Here is a 22,349-nt window from a genome sequence, read left to right as displayed (position 1 = left end):
CGTCCTTTGTTTAGTACGGCCTACAGCCCATCCACTTTCCACGAACAGTCTTAAAGGGAAAAAGATGGAAAACACTACCTCCGAAACCAAGGACACCACGTCCTTGGCTGCGGCCCCGAAGTCAAAGGGCCGCCGCAAGATGCGCCGTACTGCCTCCGGCATTATGGCTATGGCTCTCGCCCTCACCGGCGCGGGCTTCCTCGCTAATGCTCTGACCCCTGATGCACAGACGGCTACTGCTCAGCAGGATGAAGCCGCAATGATTCAGCAGGGCAAGGAGCTTTACGACGTTGCTTGTATTACTTGTCACGGCGCCAACCTTCAGGGCGTTAAGGACCGCGGCAAGTCGCTGATTGGCGTCGGCGAAGGCTCGGTTTACTTCCAGGTTCACTCCGGTCGTATGCCGATGCTCCGCAACGAGGCTCAGGCAGCACGTAAGACCCCGCGTTACTCCGAAGAGCAGACGCTGGCTATCGCAGCCTACGTCCAGGCTAATGGTGGCGGCGCCGGCATCGTCCGCGACGAGGACGGCTCCATCGCTATGGAGTCGCTGCGCGGTAAGAACGCCGGCCCGAACGGTGAGCTTGACAAGGCTGACGTTGCTCGCGGTTCCGAGCTGTTCCGCCTGAACTGTGCATCCTGCCACAACTTCACCGGTCGTGGCGGCGCACTGTCCAGCGGTAAGTACGCACCGGTCCTGGATCCTGCAAATGAGCAGGAAATCTACCAGGCAATGCTGACCGGCCCGCAGAATATGCCGAAGTTCTCTGACCGCCAGCTGTCTGCTGACGAGAAGAAGGACATCATCGCCTACATCAAGAACGCCAAGGAAACTCCGACCCCGGGTGGTTGGGGCATTGGTGGCATCGGCCCAGTTGCTGAGGGCCTTGTCATGTGGATTGTAGGCATTGTCGCTCTCGTAGCGGCCGCTCTTTGGATTGGATCCCGCCGATGAGTAATAACGAAAACAAGAAGTACAGCTCCGAAGAGCTGTCGAAGATGAGCAATGCGGATCTCGCTCGTCTGGGTGCTGAACTCGATGACGTGACCATTGCTTACCGCAAGGAACGCTTCCCGATTGCCAACGACCCGGCTGAAAAGCGCGCGGCTCGTGGTGTCACCATCTGGCTGGCACTGTCGGTCATTCTTGGCCTGGCATTCATCGCCATCTACCTGTTCTACCCGTGGCACTACAAGGGTCACGGCGAAGAGGGTCTGTGGTTGTACACCATGTACACCCCGCTGCTGGGTATCACCATCGGTGGCTGCATCGTCACCCTGGGTATTGGTGCAGTTAAGTTCACCAAGCGCTTCATTCCGGAAGAAATTTCGGTTCAGCGCCGCCACGATGGTCCGTCCGAAGAGGTCGACCAGAAGACCATCGTTGCCCTGCTGAACGATTCTTGGCAGACCTCCACCCTGGGTCGTCGCTCCGCTATCAAGGGCCTCCTTGGTACCGGCGCCGTCCTGGCTGGTATCGGCATGATCCTTCCGCTTGGCGGCATGATTAAGAACCCGTGGAAGCCACGCCACGACGTTGACGTCACTGGTGACGGCACCCTGTGGACCACCGGCTGGACTCTCGTCGAGAAGGGCCACAAGGTTTACCTGGGTCGCGACACCGGCGCTATCGCTGAAGAGGGCGTACACGGCTACACCACTAAGGGCGTTTCCCGCCTGGTTCGCCTCCGCCCAGAGGACCTGTCCGCAGGTTCCATGGAGACCGTCTTCCCTCTTCCGGAGGAGGACGTCAACGACGGCGACAAGTACTCCAAGGATGCTGATGTCTACGAGGCACACATGCACTCGATTCACGGCTCCCGCAACTCGGTCATGCTGATCCGTCTGCGTTCCCAGGACGCTGAAAAGGCAATCCTGCGCAAGGGTCAGGAAGACTTCCACTACGGCGACTACTTCGCCTACTCGAAGATTTGTACACACATCGGTTGCCCGACTTCTCTGTACGAACAGCAGACGAACCGTATTCTCTGCCCATGCCACCAGTCGCAGTTCGATGCACTGCACTACGGCAAGCCAGTCTTCGGTCCAGCTGCTCGCGCTCTTCCAGAGCTGCCGATCAGCGTTGACGAAGAAGGCTACATGTACGCAGAGGGCAACTTTATTGAGCCCGTCGGTCCGGCATTCTGGGAGCGTCAGTCATGAGTAATCCAACGAAACTAGCAACCGCTGCTAAGAATATGGATGACCGCTACACCCTGTCTGGCGGCATGCGTAAGCAGCTCAATAAGGTATTCCCTACCCACTGGTCCTTCCTGCTGGGTGAGATTGCACTCTACTCCTTCGTAGTCCTGCTCTTCTCGGGTGTTTACCTGACTCTGTTCTTCGACCCGTCGATGTCGAAGGTCATTTACGACGGTGCCTACGCGCCGCTCAACGGTGTCGAGATGTCTCGCGCCTACGAGACCGCCCTGCAGATCTCCTTCGAGGTTCGCGGTGGCCTGTTCATTCGCCAGATTCACCACTGGGGTGCTCTGCTGTTCGCCGTGTCCATCATGGCGCACATGTTCCGCATCTTCTTCACCGGCGCATTCCGCAAGCCGCGTGAGGCTAACTGGGTCATCGGTTCCATCCTCCTGCTGCTGTCCGTGGCAGAGGGCTTCATGGGTTACTCCCTGCCGGACGACCTGCTTTCCGGTGTTGGTCTGCGTATTATGTCCGCAATCATCATCGGTCTGCCGATTATCGGCACCTGGCTGCACTGGATGATGTTCAACGGCGACTTCCCGGGTGACATGATTATCCCGCGCCTGTACATTGCACACGTGCTGATTCTCCCGGCCCTGCTGCTGGGTCTGATTGCCGCTCACCTGGCTCTGGTCTGGTACCAGAAGCACACCCAGTTCCCTGGCGCAGGTCGTACCGAGAACAACGTCGTCGGCGTTCGTATTCTCCCGATCTTCGCAGTCAAGTCCGTTTCCTTCGGCCTGATTACGTTCGGCTTCCTGGCGCTATTCGCTGGTATCTTCCAGATCAACGCAATTTGGAACCTTGGCCCGTACAACCCGGCGCAGGTTTCCGCTGGTTCCCAGCCGGATATCTACATGCTGTGGACTGACGGTGCTGCCCGTGTCATGCCGCCGTGGGAGCTCTACTTGGGCTCTTACACGATCCCGGCAGTCTTCTGGGTCGCCCTGCTCTGTGGTGTTCTGGTTGTCCTGCTCTTCGCTTACCCGTTCATCGAGGCGAAGATCACCGGCGACAACGCCCACCACAACCTGCTGCAGCGTCCGCGCGACGTACCGGTTCGCTCCGGCCTGGGTGCCATGGCTCTGGTCTTCTACACCCTGCTGACTCTGTCCGGTGGTAACGACCTGATCGCATACCACTTCCAGATTTCGCTGAACGTGATGACCTGGGTTGGCCGTATCGGTCTGATCATCCTGCCTCCGATCGCTTACTTCGTCACTTACCGAATCTGCATCGGCCTGCAGCGCTCTGACCGCGCTGTCCTGGAGCACGGCATCGAGACGGGCATCATCAACCAGCTGCCTGATGGTTCCTTCATCGAGGTCCACCAGCCACTGGGTCCGGTCGACGAGCACGGCCACGCCGTTCCGCTCGAGTACCAGGGTGCTTACGTCCCGAAGACCATGAACGAACTGGGCGCCGCTGGTAGCCCGGGTCGCGGTAGCTTCTTCAGCCCGGACTCCCCGGAGCTTGCCGAAGAGGCAGCTCGTATCGAGCACGAGAACCACGAGCAGCAGGCTCAGATGTTCCGTGACCTCGAAGCTCAGAACGCTGAAGAGCGTCGCCAGCTCGAGCAGTAAAACTCCGCGGTAGGTTTTCTACTGCGCTCAAATAAGACCACCCCGGTCCGCATCCACTTCGGATGTCGACCGGGGTGGTTTTTGTTACCCAGATTCTTCCGACCTCGCCTTGACCCAACATATGTCGGATACCAAATCTGCTGTTTACCAGTACTAAAATGGACATATGTCTACCAGTCCCTCCCCCACCACCGATCTTTCGAACAACGCCACACAGCTTGTCGCCAACGGTGTCAATTTCGACTACGAGGCCACGCCTGTTCTGCGCGATGTCTCGCTCACGCTTTCCGACGGCGATGTCCTCGGTCTGGTTGGAGACAACGGAGCCGGCAAGTCCACTCTTCTTTGGCTACTATCGGGTCGTCGTCGGCCCACGAGCGGTACGGTGACTCATATTGGCACGCGTGTACTCGGCTCTCAGGAACTGGAAGCTCCTTTCGACTCCACGGTGCAAATGCTTATCGATGAAGCCCTCGGCCCCTCGAAACGTCGTTTAGCGGAGTTAGAAGAGGCAGCTGAGGCGATGGCCTTAGCAGAGACCCCAGATGAGTCTAAGGCGGCAGAGAAGGCGTATTCGAAGGCCTTCTCGGACGTCATGGCTCACGATGACTGGAACGCCGAACATAATGCGGAGATTGTGCTCGACCATCTCGGCCTGACCGGTTCTGCTCCGGACGGCGCTCCCCTGACAGAGCAACTAACCACGGAGATTTCCGGCGGGCAGCGGGCGCGGTTGGGGCTCGCGATTACGCTCATTCGAAAGCCAGAGATTCTGCTTCTCGACGAGCCCACCAACCATCTCGATGAACGCGGTCGCCAGCTCGTGATTGACACCATCCAGAACCACCCTGGAGTGGTTGTGGTGGCAACACATGACCGCGACTTCCTGGATGCCGTTTGTACTGTAATTGGAGACTTGGTGCCGGGGCGCCCTGGTATTGGGCTGTTCCGTGGTAATTACTCCGACTACGCGAAGCACCGTCGCCACCAGCGTGAGCTATGGGAGCACCAGTGGCGCTCGGAGGAGCATGAACGCAATCGGTTGGAAGACACCATCGAGAATGGCGCTCGTGAGATCTCACCGGGTCGGGAAATGACGGACAATAACAAGATGGCTTATGACCGCCGTGGCGGTCGTGTAGAGCGGCAAATCGCCCGCCGCGTGCGTTCGGCTAAGCAGCGGCTGGAGGAACTCATTGAGGAAGGTGTGGAGCGTCCACCGGCACTACTGGGCTTTGATGCCCCGTTGACCGCACCCCTACCGACCAAGCGCGCTGCTTCGGGCAGCGATGAAGATTTTCACATCAAGATGCGCGGTGTGGTCGTCCCAGATCGAATTCGGGTTGGTTCACTGACTATTCGTCCCGGCGACAAGGTCGTGATCACCGGCCCTAATGGGGCCGGCAAATCTACTTTGTTTAAGACGATCATGGGGCAAGTTGAGACGCAGGCTGGCGAGGTGCGTATCGGCGAGAACTGTCGAGTAGCCATGCTGGCTCAGGAACAAGACTGGGAAAACCCAAAGAAGTCCGCCCGTGAGTTGTACGACCTTGCGCCCAATGCCCGCGTGCCTCTCGACGACTTTGGATTGCTTAGCCCTGAGGATGCCAATCGACCGGTAGGAAGCCTCTCCATCGGCCAGCAGCGCCGGGTGGCGTTAGCGTTGGTCGTAGCCAATCCGCCGGAGATCTTGCTGCTCGATGAGCCTACGAACCATCTGAGTGTGGATCTAATCGAGCAGGTCCAAGACGCGATCGCATCTGCAGAGGGCACAATTATTGTGATTACCCACGATCACCGCATGATCAACTCGCTCGAAGCGCGTCATCTGCAGGTGACTGACGGTGAGGTCATCGAACTACCTAAGGGGCAGAAACCCGTCGAATTCGCTTGATGCGGAATCATATATTGACTACAGATCCTAACCGACGAGGTAACACCAGTTAGGAATCCCCTCCCACTCGCCCAAACAAAAAAGTCTCTCCCACTAACGCCCTTGTTAGTGGGAGAGACTTTTCGGTTATCTACGACTGTGGTTCAGTCTGATTGCACTCGGACTAGTGCTTCTCCGGCGGAGTGATGTACTGAGTGTTGAGCTTGGTGCCGGAGACAATCAGAATTACCGCGCCAAGGACAATCAGCCAGTAGGCCATGAATGCGATGCCGTAGCCCATGAGGAGGATGCCCATGGTCATCACGAACGGCCAAATCGAGCTAGCGGAGAAGAAACCGAGGGTACCTGCACCGTCGGCAATCTCTGCCTCTTCGAAGTCGGCCGGGGTGATGTCGGAGCGGCGCTCAGTGAAGTGGAAGTATCCACCGAGCATCAGAGTCATCAGAGCTGCGAGGACCAGGCCGGTTGCGCCAGCCCACTCGAGGCGACCCTGGCTTTCGTTGATGACGTTACCGGTGTCCTGGAGGTACTGAGTGCCGAAGATGTAGACGACAGCCATGAACCCCAGGAACACGGTAAGTCCGTAGAAGAGCTTTGCTGCAGACTTCATTTGAGAACTTCCTTTAAGTAAGAATCTTGCTGGGTTTACTTGGCGGTCGCGTTCAGGTCAATGGTGTTAGCACCACGATCACCCATGTCGCGGGTGTCGACACGACCGGAGTTGAACGGCGAAGTGGAGACTGCGAATGCCGGCTCACCGATGTGCTTCAGAGCATCAGCGTTAGTAGCTTCTGGGTTCTCCTGGCGGAACTTGATGTACTCGGTGAATGCCTCACGGGAGACAGCACGAATCTCGAAGTTCATCATTGCGTGGTAGGTACCACACATCTCGGCACAACGGCCAACGAATGCGTTCTTGACCTTGTCGCTCGGGTTGTCCTCTGGTCGGTTGGCAATCTTGTCCGAGTCAATCTTTTCGATCTGGAAGACACGGTTGGACTTGTTAGCCTCCGGGTGCGGGAACACGTCGCGCTTGAAGAGGAACTCCGGAACCCAGAAGGAGTGAATCACGTCAGCGGACGCGAGGTCGAACTGGATTGCAGTGTCTTCCGGAACAACGAGGACCGGAACCTCTTCGGTGGTACCGAGGGTCTCAATCTCGTCGTAGTGCAGGTAGTCGAGGCTCTCCTTGGAGCGTCCGTGAACCGGGTGCTCCTTCTGCTTTGCGCGATCCTCAGCGGACGGAACCTCGTGGCCGCCCTCGGTGAAGAACTGCTCATCAGCCGGCTTCTCAATACGGCCGTTGTATTCCTCGCCGCCCATCAGGTCAGCGGAAATGTTGGCGTAACCGAACTTCCAGTTCCACTGGAAACCGGTGACGTCGACGGTAACTTCCGGATCCTTATCCAGGGCAGTGACCTTGTCCTGAGTCTGAACCGTGAAGAAGAACAGAGTCATCACGATCAGAATCGGGAGAATGGTCAGAGACAACTCAACCGGAACGTTGTATGCAGTCTGGCGCGGGAACTCGCCCTTGCCCTTCTTTTCAGCCTTCTTAGCTGTGAAGTTTGCCATCGAGTAAAGGGTAACGCCCCAAACGATGATGCCGATAATCCAAGCTGCAACCCAGGTCCAAACCCAGAAGTTACCCATGGACTGTGCTTCCGGGGTCACACCTTCCGGCCAACCAAAGCGGAGCAGCTTGAAGAAGCCGTTCTCCGGAGGATTAACATCGCAGCCGGCAAGCAAGGCTGCGCTACCGGTGGCAACGCCGAGGACGCCGAGCTTACGGGCGACTCCGAACTTTCTACGCTGATTCACGTGTGTCTGCCTTCCTGATCCACACAATTTTCGATAACCGATTAAGGTTTCGTCCTACCCAAGCAGAGTAGTCGATTCTTAAGCTTTCTCCACAATAAATATGGCTGTGGGGTGCCTTTGAGTATATCTGCCCTAATAAAATACTGAGAAAGACCCGCCTATCGGGGGTGGCATTCTCACCAGTTACACCCTGTTGACGCTCCTAAGTCTATGAATTTTTTAGTGTTTGTGCCACGCGCTGACGCACACACCGTCCCGCGCAACCTTGCCCCGAGCCCTAGACACGGCAAACTCAGACATTCTCGCTTTTCCCCAAAAGGCATTAAAGTAGGTGCAGCATTTCTATGTGGCGCCAATCTGGGGTTCAACCCAGCTACTCAGCCACGCGGCGGTCCTTCACGGCCACCGGTTAAGGCGACAACCAGTCGCGCTGAGCCGCTAGCTACGGAGCCGTCGAAAATCCATTAAGTGACACTAAGCGAAAGGTGCGCGCACGAAGCATGTGTGGTCTTCTCGGAATCCTGGCTGCAAATTCTGACGCAGCGGAGCTCGTTCCCGTTGTCGAAAGGGCCCTGCCCTGCATGCGGCACCGCGGCCCTGACGATGCAGGCACGTGGCACGATGAGGACGCAGTTTTCGGCTTCAACCGCCTATCCATTATTGATATTGCCCACAGCCACCAACCGCTGCAGTGGGGACCAGAGAATCAGCCGAATCGTTACTCCATGACCTTCAACGGCGAAATCTACAATTTCGTCGAACTTCGCGAGCAGCTGGAGAAGAAAGGCTATGCCTTTAATACCTCCGGCGATGGTGAACCTATCGTCGTTGGGTTCCACCACTGGGGAGCGGACGTCGTAAAGCACTTGCGCGGCATGTTCGGCATTGCCATTTGGGACAGCGTCGAGCGCAAGCTTTTCCTGGCGCGCGATCCGTTCGGCATTAAGCCGCTCTACTACGCCACCACAGAGCGTGGCACAATTTTCGGTTCTGAGAAGAAGTCCCTGCTCGAAGCTGCGCCGGAGATGGGCATCGATGCGAAGAAGCTGAATAAGCGCGCACTGGAGCACTACGTCGATCTGCAGTACGTTCCGGAGCCGGAGTCGCTGCACACTGACATTGTTCGTCTGGAGTCGGGTTGCACTGCCATCGTTACGCCTGGTGGCGAAGTTAAGCAGACCCGCTACTTCAAGCCGAATTTCCCGATTCAGCCAGTGGCTAAGGGCGCTGAACAGGATGTTTTTGACCGCATTGCCCGTGCGCTGGAGGACAGCGTCGAGAAGCATATGCGTGCCGACGTCACGGTGGGCTCGTTCCTGTCGGGCGGTATCGACTCCACTGCGATTGCAACTTTGGCTAAGCGCCACAACCCGAACCTGCTGACGTTTACCACTGGCTTCGAGCGCGAGGGCTTCTCCGAGGTCGATGTGGCTGCCGAGTCCGCCGCCGCCATTGGCGTCGAGCACATTGTGAAGGTCGTCTCGCCGGAGGAGTTCGCCGGGGCGATTCCGAAGATTATGTGGTACCTCGATGACCCGGTAGCTGACCCTGCACTGGTGCCGCTGTACTTCGTGGCCGCAGAGGCTCGTAAGCACGTTAAGGTCGTACTGTCCGGTGAGGGCGCAGACGAGCTCTTTGGTGGTTACACCATTTATAAGGAGCCGCTGTCGCTGAAGCCGTTCGACAAGGTTCCATCTCCCCTGCTGCGCGGTCTGGCTAAGGTCGGCGAAGCTCTGCCAGAGGGCATGCGCGGCAAGTCGCTCCTGCAGCGAGGCACTACTCCGCTGGAACAGCGCTACTACGGCAATGCTCGTTCCTTTAACTTTGAGCAGCTGCAGGAAGTGCTGCCGTGGGCCAAGAAGGAATGGGACCACAGCGATGTCACTGCGCCGATTTACGCGCAGTCTGAAGGCTGGGACCCGGTGACTCGGATGCAGCACTTGGATCTGTTCACCTGGTTGCGTGGCGACATTCTGGTCAAGGCGGACAAGATCACCATGGCTAACTCCCTGGAGCTGCGCGTGCCGTTCCTCGACCGTGTGGTCTTCGACGTTGCACAGACGCTGCCGGTGGACATGTGTGTTTCTCACGGCACCACCAAGTACGCACTGCGTCGCGCCATGGAGCAGATTGTTCCGGAGCACGTGCTCAACCGCCGCAAACTGGGCTTCCCGGTGCCGATTCGCCACTGGCTGGCAGGCGACGAACTGCACGGCTGGGCCGAGGACATCATCCGCGAGTCCCAGACCGATGAGTTCATTAATAAGGACGCCGTGCTCAAGATGCTCGCCGAGCACCACCCAACCGAGCGCGACCACTCCCGCCGCCTCTGGACCATCCTTGCTTTCATGGTCTGGCACGGCATCTTCATCGAAGACCGCATTACTCCGGACATCGAGCAGCGCGACTACCCCGTCGAGCTCTAGCTCGCTTTACGACGGTCCCCGCGCCTCAACCCCATCCTGCCCCGGCAGGCTGCCACCATAGCTGGGGCAACCAATAGAAAAGGCTCGGACCTCACTCAGTTAACAAGAGTGAGGTCCGAGCCTTTTACTATCCGACGCTTTTCACAGCGTCTGCTGACAGCTCTGCTCAGCTAATGACTTAGTTGAAGGAGTCACCGCAAGCGCAGGAGCCAGTGGCATTCGGGTTATCGATGGTGAAGCCCTGCTGTTCAATGGTGTCAGCGAAGTCGATGGTGGCACCGGACAGGTACGGAACCGACTGGCGATCAACGACCAGCTTGACGCCACCGAAAACTTCGGCGACATCGCCGTCGAGGCTGCGGTCATCGAAGTAGAGCTGGTAGCGCAGGCCGGCACAGCCGCCCGGAGCCACGGAAATACGCAGTGCCAGGTCGGTGGCACCTTCTTGGTCCAGAAGTGCCTTTGCCTTGGCAGCCGCAGCTTCGGTCAGGGTAACGCCAGTGCTCTGAGCAGTAGTCATAGCGCGTGTCCTCCTTGTTGAAGTGTTTAAGTATGCGAGTCGACCCCAAGGTCGGCTACGTCATTATTTATCACAACCTTACCGACCAGTCTTTAATTCCCAATTCTGGGTTCTCTTTTTCTTTCTCTTTTTCGGAAGTCTCTTTTTGCCGCCACATCGCAACCACACCACGGCTTCCCACGCCACAAGCGCACTCTTCCCGCCTGCCCCTGCGGCGGTCATCCCCAAAACCTCGCCCTTGCCCCGTCCCTGCCCCTCAACCTGCAACCTAATTAGGGAAGCACCTTGAAGACCTTATAATCTGGGGTCGTGAATCTACCGTGGAAAAAGAATGACAAAAAGTCCAAGGCAGCTGAGGCAGCTAACGCTGACGCAACCAACGCCGGAGACGTAGCCACCGACGCGACCGCATCCAGCGGGGCCAAGGGCACCGCTTCGGAGTCTCAGCAGCCCGAGAAGAAGCACAGCGGTGCTTTTACTCCCAAGAAGGGGCGCCCCACTCCGAAGCGCAACGAGGTTGAGCGCGAACGCGGCATCCGCCGTGGCCCGGTCGAGGCGCCGCTGACCGCTAAGGAAGCTCGCCAGCGCCGCAAGGAGCTCAAGGCTTCCATGTCCAAGGAAGAGCTCAAGGCCGCCAAGGCACGCGAGCGAGCAGAGCGACGTGAGCAGCGTCGCATTGCCGACGAGCGCATGGCCGCCGGCGATCCGCGCTACATGCTGCCACGCGACCAGGGCGCTGAGCGCAAGTTTGTCCGCGACTGGGTTGATTCCCGTCGCTTCCTCGCTAACGTGTTCCTCCCGTTCGCGCTGATTCTGCTGCTGATTATGATGATTGGCACTTCCCTGCCGAAGCTGGCCAACATCGCATCTCTCATCGCGATGGTTCTCATCATCGCCCTGATCATCGAGGGCATTTACATCGGCCGCCGTGCCATCAAGTTGACGCGTGAGCGCTTCCCGAAGACCACCGAAGGGGCCTGGGGACTGGGCTTCTACGCTTACTCCCGCGCTTCTCAGCCGCGTCGTCTGCGTACTCCGCGTCCGCAGGTCAACATCGGCGACGAAATCAAGTAGCCTCATCTGCCATGCGCACTCTGGTTCTCGGTGGCGCCCGCTCAGGCAAGTCCTCATGGGCTGAGCACGAGCTGCTGGCCACCGCCGCAGCCTCAACCGGCGGTGCCTCAGATGCTGCAGCCTCAACGGTGTTGCACTACATCGCAACAGCACGGCCCTGGCCCGGTGATAGCGACTTTCACTCCAGGGTTGAGGAGCACCGCATTCGTCGTCAAGCACAGGCACGAGAGCACGGAGTGACCTGGCACACGGTTGATGACGTCGATGCGGTGGAAGCTCTCGCGTCGCCGGAGCGGCGCATGCTGCTGGACGATGTCGGCACCTGGCTGACGCACATCATCGACGCGCAGGGGCTGTGGGAGGCGCCGAGGGGCAGCGTCGCGCCGTGGACGCACTCGCTTGTCGACGCCGTGCGTAACTTCCCCGCAGATTCCGACCTGTTCATTGTGTCGCCCGAAGTGGGCTTCGGTGTCATTCCCGAACACCGCTCAGGGCGGCTTTTCCGTGATGAGATTGGCCTTCTCAACCAGCAGCTCGCAGCTATCTGTGATCGTGTTGTCCTAGTTGTGGCTGGCTGCCCCATGGAAGTCAAGGCGGCGAGCTAGATTCACTCCACGCCGCTTCCCCTATGACGGTCTGCCTAGCAATGCGAATAACTGTGCACCAATGGTCGGTAGACAAATCGTTTTCGGGTAGCGTTTGAGAGTATGAACGCGGATTATTTTGGACCGGTAGCACGCCCTGACGAAGAGACTGAACAGGCCGCCCGCGCGCGCCATGAGCAGTTGACTAAGCCCGCAGGCTCACTTGGCCGGTTGGAAGAACTCGGCATTTGGATTTCGGCGTGTCAGGGAGAATGCCCTCCGCGTGACCTGGACGATTGTCGTGTTTATGTCTTCGCTGGTGACCACGGTGTTGCCCAGGGCGGGGTGTCCGCGTACCCGTCCGAGGTGTCTATCCAGATGCTTGCCAATATCGAGGCAAAGGGTGCCGGCGTGAACGCTATCGCTGACATCGCGGGAGCCACTGTTACCGGCGTGGACATTTCCCTCGACCACGATGCCGAAGGGCCATACCGTATCCGTCGCAGCTGTGGTTCTATCGACCGCGAGGATGCGATGAGCGAGGAGGAGGTCGATAAGGCCATCCGCACGGGCATCGCGATTGCCGACGCCGCCGTTGATGAAGGCGCTGACCTGCTCATTGCCGGCGACCTGGGCATCGGAAACACCACTCCAGCCGCGGCGCTGATTGGTGCCGTGACCAACTCCGAACCGGTGGTCGTCGTCGGCCGAGGCACTGGCATTGATGACGAGGGGTGGAAGCTCAAGGTCGCTGCCGTACGCGATGCCATGTTCCGCGTGCGTCGCCTGCGCAATGACCCGGTTGAGGTGCTCCGTCGTATTTCCTCGCCGGATATGACCGTGATGGCCGCGTTCTTGGCGCAAGCAGCGGTTCGTCGCACTCCTGTGATTTTGGACGGAGTGGTTGTCACATCCGCTGCTCTGCTGGCTGACCAGCTCGCTCCGGGCGCCCGCGATTGGTGGGTCGCCGGCCACAAGTCGGCAGAGCCCGCGCACGCGCTTGCCCTTCGACACCTGGATAAGGAACCACTTCTCGAATACGGGATGCGTCTTGGCGAAGGCTCCGGCGCCGTCGCTGCCCTACCGCTGGTCAAGTCCGGCGTATCGGTCCTGCGCAACATGGCTACTTTCGCCGACGCAGGCGTAAGCACCAAGGACTAATCGACTTGTCCGACAAAGCCGGCCCGTCTCGCCAGGACAACCTCGACGGCGATCCCTCTGCTCACGGCAATGCCGTCGCTGAGGCCATCACCACTGCCCTGTCCTGGCTCACCATCCTGCCCTTCAAAGGCGCGAGCGTGTTCGACCGCATCACCGGCCGTCGCGCCATCGCCGCACTGCCAGTAGCTGGGCTCGTTCCTGCCGCGGGTGCAGTTCTCATCACGGCGGCGCTGTTCGCAACGTCGTCGTCACGCACGCCCACGCTTTACGACGTCACCCCGATCCTCGGCGGCACCCTGATTATGGTGGCGGCACAGATGTTGACCCGCGCGATGCACCTGGATGGGCTGGCGGATGTGGCGGATGCCCTCGGCTCGTATAAGCCGCCGGAGGGGGCGCGGGAGGTGCTGCGCGATCCGAGCACCGGCCCAATGGGCGTGGGCTCCATCGTGCTGACGATGTTGACGACGACGACTGCTTTTGCCGTGATTGTGGCTAGTGTGCTGTCGCAGTGGTCTGCTGGTCAGATGTGGCCTGGTGTGGTTGCGCTGTGCTTGCCTTTTGTAGCCTCTCGCGCGGCAGCAACGACTGCCTGCTGGCGCGGCTTTCCGCCTTTTTCGAACAGCGGCTTCGGCTCTCTGACTGCCGGTACTCAGTCCACAGTCACGGTGACCTGCTGGTGGATACTGCTGCTCGCTGTGTCGGGCTGGGTGGTTGGGCTCGTGGGCGTAGTCGCTTGTGCACTGAGCTTTGGCGTTACACTGCTGCTGACGCGGCATTGCGTGAAGAGGTTTGGCGGAGTCAACGGCGACGTGTTTGGTGCGGTCATTGAGATAACGTGCGCTGTCTGTGCCGTGGCACTTGCCATAGGGTTCTAGCAGGGAAAATGCGCGCATTGCCCCCGTTGGGGTTTTCTTTAAAAAGAACTATTGACGGTCGCTTTGACGCGGACGTATTCTGAGGGCACACCGCCGGGAAGGCGGAGTACAGGAGGCTCGTTTCGGGGCTCGCCCAAATTATTTTGCGCCGACCGTTTGCCGGGGCGCCAAGAACGAGCACACCTTCTAGCCTCCCAGCTAATTAAAAAAGCGCGTCCCGCCGCAGCGATGCACGGGGCGCGCTTTTCTTTGTTGGGGTGGCACTCCCAGGTTTGGGTTCAGTGGGGTTTGGGTTCAGTAGGGGCTAGTGACTGCGATTATGGCTGGCGGCGGTGGGTCGATCCGAGTTACTGACTGCGTTTATGTCAAAAATGGCCTGAAAAATGGCATGAAAGTGTCATAAACTCACACAGTTTCACATCTGCAGCCCATAATTCTTGGAGTTGTCAGTTCTTGCGGCTAAGTAGCAAAAATGTGCCCGCCAGCGATACGCCAGGCGGACACACTTTTGCTGCCTTCCCCACCCTGCCCCCTTGCTCAGGAACTTCCTGATCTTACGGTTTGTCTACTCCTTGCGCTTCTTGTTCTGGTAGACGATTGCGCCGGCAATGCCGATAAACACGGCGACCACTGCTACAACGGTGCCAATGACCAACGGGCTCATGCCCTCATCTTCCATGTCCGACGAGGATGCGGATGCCTGAGAATCCGTATCCGAGGAGTCAGATTCATTCGACGCATCTTCTGACGAGTCCTTTGACGATTCCTGTTCCGGCTCTCCCTTGGCCAGAATCGGCTTATCGGATGGAGTCGGGCCGTTCTTGTCAGTCGGTCGCCAGTCAGGCCCCTTAGTTGGCTTGTTGTCCAGGAGGAATGCGAGCTGGAACGGCTGATCGATGCCACTGACCTCTTCATCCGGGCGATAGTTAGCCATTCGGACAGTCGCGTAGTAGTAGCCGGCGTTGGCTACAGGTCGTCCTCCAACATTAGATTCTCGGTTGTTGTATTCGACCGGACGATCTGTTGACAAGTTCAGGTCCTCGGAATCCTGATAAAAGTGCATTGTTCCATCCGCCACGGAAACCTCGAATGGATTCAACAGCGCAACTCCCATGGAATCGGCATTATCGCGCTCCGAATTTCCAGTGCGGGCAGCAATCACTGGTCGCTGACCCCACTCGACAGGGATCTTGTAGAACTTCTGTTCACCGGGCACGATTGTGTCAGAGATGTTATCCCCAGATTTAACTTCCGGCGCTTGGGCTGCGTTATTGCCACCGTTTACGGGCTTGGCCTCTCCAAAAGTGGCCTTTTTGTAGGCTTTGTCGCCGGTCGAAGAAGACCGCCCCTCATTTAGTTTGTCAGCATCCTGCTTCTTCAGGACTGGCTCAAACTGGACGCTAACCTCGACCTTCACCGGTTCATCACGATAGTCCGCTACTGAATCACCGTCATAGACCCACACGTTATTTGCGACGAGCCACTTGGTTTGATCGCAACTGGATTCGATGCGGTCACTATCCCATGCAAGAACGCTTGCATCGGCCGAAGTTGGAGTCCACGAATCGGCACTAGCTTCGGCGCCAGTCAGCGACCCCATACGACCGTCGTCCTGGCATTTTCCGCCAGTTTCATTGATGATTTCGTCAACTTCAGTTCGGACATCCTGCTGGCCCTTACCCTCAGCATCGATATTCGCTAACACCTTTGAGGTAACAATCGCGTTGTGTCCCTTCGGCACCGCGATTCGGTAGTAGAGCGGGGTGCGATCGTGCTGGGCAACCTCTGGCACTAGCGTGGTCTGGTACTTGCCCTCACCGAGCCACTTCGCGCCTTCCTTAGTCTCGGAGAACTCGAACGGAGTACCCGTAGTTTCGTAGCCCTGCACTGACCGCTGAGTCAAGAACTTCATGTGGTCTGCAAGCTGGGTAGCATCGTCCGCAGTCATGCTCTGTCCACCGGATACCTGCGCAACACACTCCAGCTCAGCGCGAGCTTCTTCATCGACCTTGAAGCCCACTGTGTGAATCGTCAGGCCAACACCCTGCCCTGCCAGTTCCTTCGCAACCTCACACACCGGTGGCGGCGCGCAGGTGTCGATACCGTCAGAGACCAAAATAATTGACCGCTCACCGTCTGGGCCAAGCTCATCAGCCGCCTTACGCAGTGCATTGCCGATCGGCGTGTAGCCCTGAGCTTCCAACCCGGCAATCCTGCTCTTCAGGCCTTCTTTGTCGACCTTTTGGACAGGCGACAGCACCTCGATGTCCTGGCAACCACGTTCGCGGTTGGATTCATCACTGGATTCGCGCTGGCCATAAACCAGCATGCCAAGCAGCGCATCATCCGGGAGGGAGTCAATCAGCTCCGTGGATGCGCGCTTTGCCGCATCGAGGCGGGTGCCTCCGGCGTCGTCGGCAAGCATCGAACCAGACAGATCCATGATTAGCTCTGCTTTTGCTTCGCCCGTACCCCCTTCGCCCGTAGGAGCGGGCTGTTCCACCCCGGACGGCGAAGGCGAATCTTGGGCTGCCGCCACCGGAGCCGGAATCGCACTAAACCCAATCGTCCACGCAGCCAACAACAGAGTGACGACGATGGTTACCCTTAGGCGCTTTGAACTACTTGACGAAAAACTATCTTTAAAAAAGTCTTGAACTACCACCATCACAGCGCCTCAAACTGTTTTCCCAACTACAAAAATCAATCGTGTTGGTAGTTTTTCACAGTGACCCCGGTCACGCTAGAGGTGTTTTTAATGGCTAAACAAATGCCGTCTGAACAATTCATGAACCATGAGAAAATCGCACAGCCGTTGGGGAGCCAGCAAAGCAAAAACGCAGCCCCTGACCAGCGAATACTAAACAGGGGCTGCGAAAGTACTAATTCTTGTAACCACTATTAAATTTTTCTTAGCCGACCTACGCCGAAACTAAGCCTCAACGAGCTTGTAAATCCAACCGTGGGTATCCTCAACCTCGCCGTGCTGGATACCGGTCAGGCGCTCGCGCAGCTTCATGGTCCACCCGCCCGTCTCGCCGCCGTTGATCTCGAACTCGTCCTCAGCGGACTTCACAAAACCGACCGGGGTGATGACTGCAGCGGTACCGCAGGCGAATGCCTCGCTCATAACACCGGAGGTGGCATCATTCTTCCATTCCTCGGTGGAAATGCGACGCTCCTCGACATTCATGCCCAGATCCTGAGCAGCCTGCAGCAGCGATGCCCGAGTAATGCCCGGCAGCAGCGAACCAGACAGCTCTGGAGTCACCAGCCGAACACCAGCGTCAGCATTCTCATCCGGGTAGATAAACGCCAGGTTCATGCCGCCCATCTCCTCGATGTACTTGCGCTCGACAGCGTCCAGCCACACAACCTGGTCGCAGCCCTTTTCCTCTGCCTGCTGCTGAGCCGCCAGCGAAGCTGCGTAGTTACCTGCGAACTTCGCAGCACCGGTGCCGCCCGGCGCGGCACGCACGTACTCGTGGGAGATCCACACGGTCACCGGGTTAATGCCACCGGAGAAGTACGCGCCGGCAGGTGAAGCGATGAGCAGGAAGGTGTAAGAGTTCGACGGGTGCACGCCCAGGGTGCTCTCGGTGGAGAACATGATTGGACGCAGGTACAGGGATTCTTCGCCACCAGCTGGCGGCACCCATGCTGCATCGGCTTCAACCAGCAGGCGGATTGCCTCGAGGAAGGTCTCCTCCGGCAGCTGCGGCATTGCAATGCGGTCAGCGGAGCGCTGGAAGCGACGGGCGTTCTGCTCCGGGCGGAAAGTAACAATGGAACCATCCGGCATGCGATACGCCTTCAGGCCCTCAAAAATCGACTGCCCGTAATGCAGGACCGAAGAAGACGGCTGCATTTCAATCGAACCGTATGCCTGCAGCTTGGCGCCATGCCAGCCTTTGTCTGCAGTCCAGTCAATTCGGACCATGTGGTCGGTGAAGTGCTTACCGAAACCAGGGTTGGCCAAAATCTCCTCGCGCTCGGCATCAGAGAGTGGATTCGGGTTACGTTCGATTGCAAATTCCAAAGCAGACATGTCTTTCATCCTAAACCGTCGAGGATCGAGTCGTATCAATACTCGCCCCCGAAAGACCGTGTTAGTCAGGGCAATGTCAGCGTCGCGGGCACTAGGCGCGGGTACATTCCAATAGTCGTGGCGCTGGCTCGTCAGTCCGCTGTCCAGGGGTGAAGGACACGAACCGGCAAATAGGGATACGGTGGTGTACCACATAGTACGACTACAAGGAGATGCAACTACATGTCAGTCCCCGCTAACAATGATTCGGCACAGCTCGGTGCCTCTCGCAACGCCGCTGTTTTGTCCAATTACCTGCCGGCTATCGGCACTCGCGTGGTCATCGCTGCCGACAACTCTCTGCCCGCGGACGCCGACGCGGTCCTCGTCGCGCTTATCGACGGCGAGGATGGCCTCGAGCTGGTCGCACCCGAGGCCATCGGTTCGGTTGCAGAGCAGCTGCTCGCCTCCTTTGAGGCAGTCTCCGCCAGCGCTAAGGCCGAGTCCGTGACCGCCATCCCGGCTCCTGCTGGCCTGGATGTCGACAGTGTCACGGGCGTTGGCGTGGGTTCTGAGGACCTGGATGCGGAAGACATCCGCCGTGCCTGCGGCGCCGCTGCCCGCCGTATGACCAAGGCCAAGGTGGTCTTTAACACTCTCGGCGCCATCGATCCGCAGGCTGCAGCCGAGGGCTTTGCGCTGGGCGCTTACGCTTACTCCGGTCAGAAGAGCACCGAAGAAAGCAACGAGGCCACCCAGAAGGTGGTTGTGTTGGGCGCTGATGACGACGTCGTAAAGCGCGCTTCGGCAATTGTAGATGCCGTTGCCACCGCGCGTGACTTCGTCAATACAGCATCGTCGCACCTCTACCCCGAGACGTTTGCTGACGCTGCTGCAGCGCTGGGCCGTGACGCGGGGCTCGAGGTCGAGGTGCTTGACGACGACGCTCTGCGCGCCGGCGGTTTCGGAGGCCTCAATGCCGTGGGTGGTGGATCCTCGCGCGGGCCGCGCCTGGTGCGCCTGATCTGGAAGGGCGATGAGTCGGCAGAGAATTCGCTGGGCCTGGTCGGTAAGGGCATCACCTTTGATACTGGCGGTATTTCGCTGAAGCCGGGCGCCAGCATGGAGAACATGATCTCCGATATGGGCGGCGCTGCGGCTGTTATTGCCACAGTCGTCCTGGCTGCTCGCCTAGGTGTATCCACCCCGGTGACCGCAACTGTTCCAATGGCGGAGAACATGCCGGGTGGTAAGGCGTACCGTCCGGGCGACGTCATTACGCAGTACGGCGGTAAGACCATTGAGATTCTGAATACCGACGCTGAGGGCCGCCTCGTACTCGCAGACGCCATTGTCCGCGCCTGCGAAGACAAGCCGACTCACCTGATTGACACCGCTACCCTGACCGGTGCGCAGCTGGTCGCTCTTGGCGAGCGCACCCCGGGCGTCCTGGGTAACGACGAGTTCCGTGACCGTGTTGCAGAGCTGTCTCAGAGCATTGGTGAAAATGGTTGGGCAATGCCGATTCCAGTTGAGCTAGCAGAGGCCCTGAAGTCGCCGGTGGCTGACCTGCGGAATGTCACGAACTCTCGCTTTGGCGGTATGAGTGTTGCAGCTGCATACCTGCGCGAATTCGTTGGCGAGGATGTTGAATGGGTTCACATCGACGTTGCCGGTCCGGCCTTCAACACCACCGGGGAGTATGGTTATACCCCGAAGCGGGGCACTGGTGTTCCGGTTCGGACGATGTTCTCTGTGATTGAGGATTTGGCAACGAAGTAGCCGGTCATCCGACTGCGCCCCGCCCGGCTGGAATCCTGGCTGGAATGAGCTATTCCACGCACCAGTCGAAAGCGGGCGCAGCCCACGGGGCAAGCAGAGTTTTCAACCTGTAAGCTAATTTGTAATAACCGTCTTAAAACGAGATTTCTTAACTTTTCGAGGAGTGCACAAACATGGCGACCTCTATTGAGATGCCGGAGCTCGGTGAATCAGTTACCGAAGGCACCATTACCACCTGGCTGAAGAAGGTCGGCGACACCGTCGAGGTCGACGAACCGTTGCTCGAGGTTTCCACCGACAAGGTCGACACCGAAATTCCATCTCCGGTCGCCGGTGTTCTCACCGAGATTCTCTTTGAAGAAGACGACACCGTCGATGTTGGCGAGGTCATCGCAAAGGTCGGCGAGCCGGGCGAAGAGCCGGAAGGCGCTGACGATTCCGCTGAGGAGACCGAGGAAGAGGCTCCGAAGGAAGACGCTGAAGAGCCAAAGAAGGAAGCACCGAAGGCTGCCTCCGGTTCCGCTACTGACGTTGAGATGCCGGAGCTCGGCGAATCCGTCACCGAAGGCACGATTACCACTTGGCTGAAGAAGGTCGGCGACACCGTCGAGGTCGACGAACCGTTGCTCGAGGTTTCCACCGACAAGGTCGACACCGAAATTCCTTCCCCGGTCGCAGGTACCCTGCTCGAGGTCCTCTACGATGAAGACGACACCGTTGACGTCGGCGAGGTCATCGCTCGCGTTGGCGATGCAGACACTGCTCCGGCCGCCAAGGAAGAGGCCGAGGAGGCATCTGCCGCAGTCGAGAAGGACGAGGAGCCAGTAAAGGCCAACGAGGAGACTGAGGAAGACTCCACTGACGTTGACGCTGGCGACGCTACTGACGTTGAGATGCCGGAGCTCGGCGAATCCGTCACCGAAGGCACCATCACCACCTGGCTGAAGAAGGTCGGCGACACCGTCGAGGTCGACGAGCCACTGCTCGAGGTTTCCACCGACAAGGTCGACACCGAAATTCCTTCCCCAGTCGCAGGCACCCTGCTCGAGGTCCTCTACGACGAAGACGACACCGTTGACGTCGGCGAGGTCATCGCTCGCGTTGGCAGTGGCCAGCCAAAGAAGGCTGCACCGAAGAAGGAAGCTCCAAAGGCTGAATCCAAGCCGGAGCCAAAGAAGGAAGCTCCAAAGGCAGAGTCCAAGCCGGAGCCAAAGAAGGAAGAGCCGAAGAAGGAGACTCCGAAGGCTGAGGCTCCGAAGGCTGAATCCAAGCCTTCCGCTAACAAGGACGTTCCTTACGTCACCCCGCTGGTCCGCAAGCTGGCTGACAAGCACGGCGTTGACCTGACTAAGGTCGAGGGCTCTGGAATCGGCGGCCGCATTCGTAAGCAGGATGTTCTGCGCGCTGCCGAGGGCGGCCAGGAGACTACTGCTGAGTCCGGCTCCAACTGGTCCACCAAGGGCGTTCGCCCTGAGCTCGCTGAGCTGCGCGGCACCACCCAGCGTGTCAACCGCATCCGCGAGATCACCGCTGCCAAGACCCTCGAGTCTCTGCAGACTTCCGCACAGCTGACCCAGGTCCACGAGGCCGATATGACTGCCATCTGGGATTTGCGCGCTACTAAGAAGGCTGAGTTCGAGAAGAAGCACGGCGCAAAGCTGACCTTCCTGCCATTCTTTGCAAAGGCAATCGTTGAGGCTCTGGTCAGCCACCCGAACGTCAACGCTTCCTGGAACGAAGAGACCAAGGAGATTACCTACCACGAGCAGGTCAACCTGGGTATCGCTGTCGATACCGAGCGTGGTTTGCTCTCCCCGGTCATCCACAACGCTCAGGATATGTCCCTGCCGGAGCTGGCTGCTGCTATTGCGGACATCGCAGACCGCGCTCGCAACAACAAGCTGACCCCGAACGACCTGTCCGGCGGCACCTTCACCATTACCAACATCGGCTCCGAGGGCGCTCTGACCGACACTCCGATTCTGGTTCCGCCGCAGGCCGCAATGGTCGGCACCGGCGCGATTAAGAAGCGCGCAGTAGTCGTCACCGAGAATGAGGCAGATGCCATTGGTATTCGCGCCATGGTCTTCCTGCCAATTACCTACGATCACCGCCTGATCGACGGCGCTGATGCAGGTCGCTTCATGACGACCGTTGTTGACCGCCTCGAGGTTGCTAACTTCGAATCGGATCTGCAGCTCTAAGCAGCTTGCTCCCCTCCTGGGGTAGTAGCGCCGCGGGAATCTAGCTGGCTTGCTAGCAGGAGGTTCTGCCTCTTCCCTGCCCGCGTTAGTCGCACTTTGCGGCTGACGCGGGTATTTCTTTTGCCGCATTCGTCCCGCAGTTGAACCTAATCAGCGATTCCTTCAAATGCGCAGGCCCCCTATTCTTGGC

The 22,349-nt window shown here is 58.6% G+C and carries 16 protein-coding genes; 11 read left to right on the top strand and 5 right to left on the bottom strand.

Translation table 11 applies throughout. The features are described 5' to 3' along the window. Nucleotides 1-64: 64 nt before the first annotated feature. The 4 genes from QKE19_RS01765 (at nucleotide 65) to QKE19_RS01750 (ending at nucleotide 5,682) form a co-directional block, all read left to right on the top strand. Nucleotides 65-955, top strand: coding sequence for a cytochrome c (locus QKE19_RS01765; RefSeq protein WP_016423027.1), 891 nt, complete (start codon nucleotides 65-67; stop codon nucleotides 953-955). Further along, on the top strand, nucleotides 952-2,163 hold the full coding sequence (locus tag QKE19_RS01760; protein ID WP_049170241.1) for a ubiquinol-cytochrome c reductase iron-sulfur subunit: 1,212 nt from the start codon (nucleotides 952-954) through the stop codon (nucleotides 2,161-2,163). The genes QKE19_RS01765 and QKE19_RS01760 overlap by 4 nt, the downstream gene beginning before the upstream one ends. After that, on the top strand, nucleotides 2,160-3,788 hold the full coding sequence (locus QKE19_RS01755; RefSeq protein ID WP_070603055.1) for a cytochrome bc complex cytochrome b subunit: 1,629 nt from the start codon (nucleotides 2,160-2,162) through the stop codon (nucleotides 3,786-3,788). Before QKE19_RS01760 ends, QKE19_RS01755 begins: the two co-directional genes overlap by 4 nt. A gap of 166 nt (nucleotides 3,789-3,954) precedes the next feature. Next, the gene (locus tag QKE19_RS01750) at nucleotides 3,955-5,682 is read left to right on the top strand and encodes an ABC-F family ATP-binding cassette domain-containing protein (RefSeq protein WP_347890214.1); all 1,728 of its coding nucleotides are present in this window, start codon (nucleotides 3,955-3,957) and stop codon (nucleotides 5,680-5,682) included. Nucleotides 5,683-5,845: 163 nt separating this feature from the next. Here QKE19_RS01750 and QKE19_RS01745 read toward each other — a convergent pair whose 3' ends face one another. Next, complete coding sequence (locus QKE19_RS01745) at nucleotides 5,846-6,292, bottom strand: cytochrome c oxidase subunit 4 (RefSeq protein ID WP_016423031.1); 447 nt, start codon at nucleotides 6,290-6,292, stop codon at nucleotides 5,846-5,848. Nucleotides 6,293-6,327: 35 nt separating this feature from the next. Next, nucleotides 6,328-7,503, bottom strand: a complete 1,176-nt coding sequence (locus QKE19_RS01740) for a cytochrome c oxidase subunit II (protein WP_049190506.1) — start codon at nucleotides 7,501-7,503, stop codon at nucleotides 6,328-6,330. Between the two features lie 500 nt (nucleotides 7,504-8,003). On the opposite strand from QKE19_RS01740, the gene asnB reads away from it, so the two are divergent. Then, nucleotides 8,004-9,929, top strand: coding sequence for an asparagine synthase (glutamine-hydrolyzing) (gene asnB / locus QKE19_RS01735; protein WP_347890211.1), 1,926 nt, complete (start codon nucleotides 8,004-8,006; stop codon nucleotides 9,927-9,929). A 178-nt stretch (nucleotides 9,930-10,107) separates the two neighbouring features. Here the strand turns inward: asnB and QKE19_RS01730 are convergent, their stop codons facing one another. After that, entirely contained in the window at nucleotides 10,108-10,449 is a 342-nt protein-coding gene (locus tag QKE19_RS01730) for an iron-sulfur cluster assembly accessory protein (RefSeq protein ID WP_005512007.1), read from the bottom strand. A gap of 309 nt (nucleotides 10,450-10,758) precedes the next feature. On the opposite strand from QKE19_RS01730, the gene QKE19_RS01725 reads away from it, so the two are divergent. The 4 genes from QKE19_RS01725 to QKE19_RS01710 all read left to right on the top strand — a co-directional run bounded on the left by QKE19_RS01725 (nucleotide 10,759) and on the right by QKE19_RS01710 (nucleotide 14,146). Further along, the gene (locus QKE19_RS01725; protein WP_016423034.1) at nucleotides 10,759-11,523 is read left to right on the top strand and encodes a DUF3043 domain-containing protein; all 765 of its coding nucleotides are present in this window, start codon (nucleotides 10,759-10,761) and stop codon (nucleotides 11,521-11,523) included. A gap of 11 nt (nucleotides 11,524-11,534) precedes the next feature. Further along, a complete protein-coding gene (locus tag QKE19_RS01720; RefSeq protein WP_347890208.1) occupies nucleotides 11,535-12,128 on the top strand; it encodes a bifunctional adenosylcobinamide kinase/adenosylcobinamide-phosphate guanylyltransferase in 594 nt (197 codons plus the stop codon). Nucleotides 12,129-12,230: 102 nt separating this feature from the next. Next, nucleotides 12,231-13,268 carry a nicotinate-nucleotide--dimethylbenzimidazole phosphoribosyltransferase gene (gene cobT, locus QKE19_RS01715; protein WP_049190512.1) on the top strand — a complete coding sequence of 346 codons (1,038 nt, stop codon included), beginning with the start codon at nucleotides 12,231-12,233 and terminating at the stop codon, nucleotides 13,266-13,268. A gap of 5 nt (nucleotides 13,269-13,273) precedes the next feature. Further along, complete coding sequence (locus QKE19_RS01710) at nucleotides 13,274-14,146, top strand: adenosylcobinamide-GDP ribazoletransferase (RefSeq protein ID WP_070549814.1); 873 nt, start codon at nucleotides 13,274-13,276, stop codon at nucleotides 14,144-14,146. Between the two features lie 565 nt (nucleotides 14,147-14,711). On the opposite strand, the gene QKE19_RS01705 is transcribed toward QKE19_RS01710, so the two are convergent. Together QKE19_RS01705 and QKE19_RS01700 are read right to left on the bottom strand one after the other, a co-directional pair. Next, nucleotides 14,712-16,589: a VWA domain-containing protein gene (locus tag QKE19_RS01705; protein ID WP_347890206.1), complete on the bottom strand. Its 1,878-nt coding sequence runs from the start codon at nucleotides 16,587-16,589 to the stop codon at nucleotides 14,712-14,714. A 489-nt stretch (nucleotides 16,590-17,078) separates the two neighbouring features. Then, nucleotides 17,079-18,194, bottom strand: coding sequence for a branched-chain amino acid aminotransferase (locus QKE19_RS01700; protein WP_347890204.1), 1,116 nt, complete (start codon nucleotides 18,192-18,194; stop codon nucleotides 17,079-17,081). Between the two features lie 222 nt (nucleotides 18,195-18,416). Between QKE19_RS01700 and QKE19_RS01695 the strand changes: the two genes are divergently transcribed. Further along, the gene (locus QKE19_RS01695; RefSeq protein ID WP_070546921.1) at nucleotides 18,417-19,955 is read left to right on the top strand and encodes a leucyl aminopeptidase; all 1,539 of its coding nucleotides are present in this window, start codon (nucleotides 18,417-18,419) and stop codon (nucleotides 19,953-19,955) included. Nucleotides 19,956-20,128: 173 nt separating this feature from the next. Further along, the gene (sucB, locus tag QKE19_RS01690; protein WP_150961050.1) at nucleotides 20,129-22,159 is read left to right on the top strand and encodes a 2-oxoglutarate dehydrogenase, E2 component, dihydrolipoamide succinyltransferase; all 2,031 of its coding nucleotides are present in this window, start codon (nucleotides 20,129-20,131) and stop codon (nucleotides 22,157-22,159) included. Nucleotides 22,160-22,349: the final 190 nt, after the last annotated feature.

This window comes from Corynebacterium sp. c8Ua_99 (assembly GCF_039907185.1).
Classification (GTDB): domain Bacteria; phylum Actinomycetota; class Actinomycetes; order Mycobacteriales; family Mycobacteriaceae; genus Corynebacterium; species Corynebacterium jeikeium_D.
This window is presented reverse-complemented; position numbering and strand designations above follow the sequence as displayed.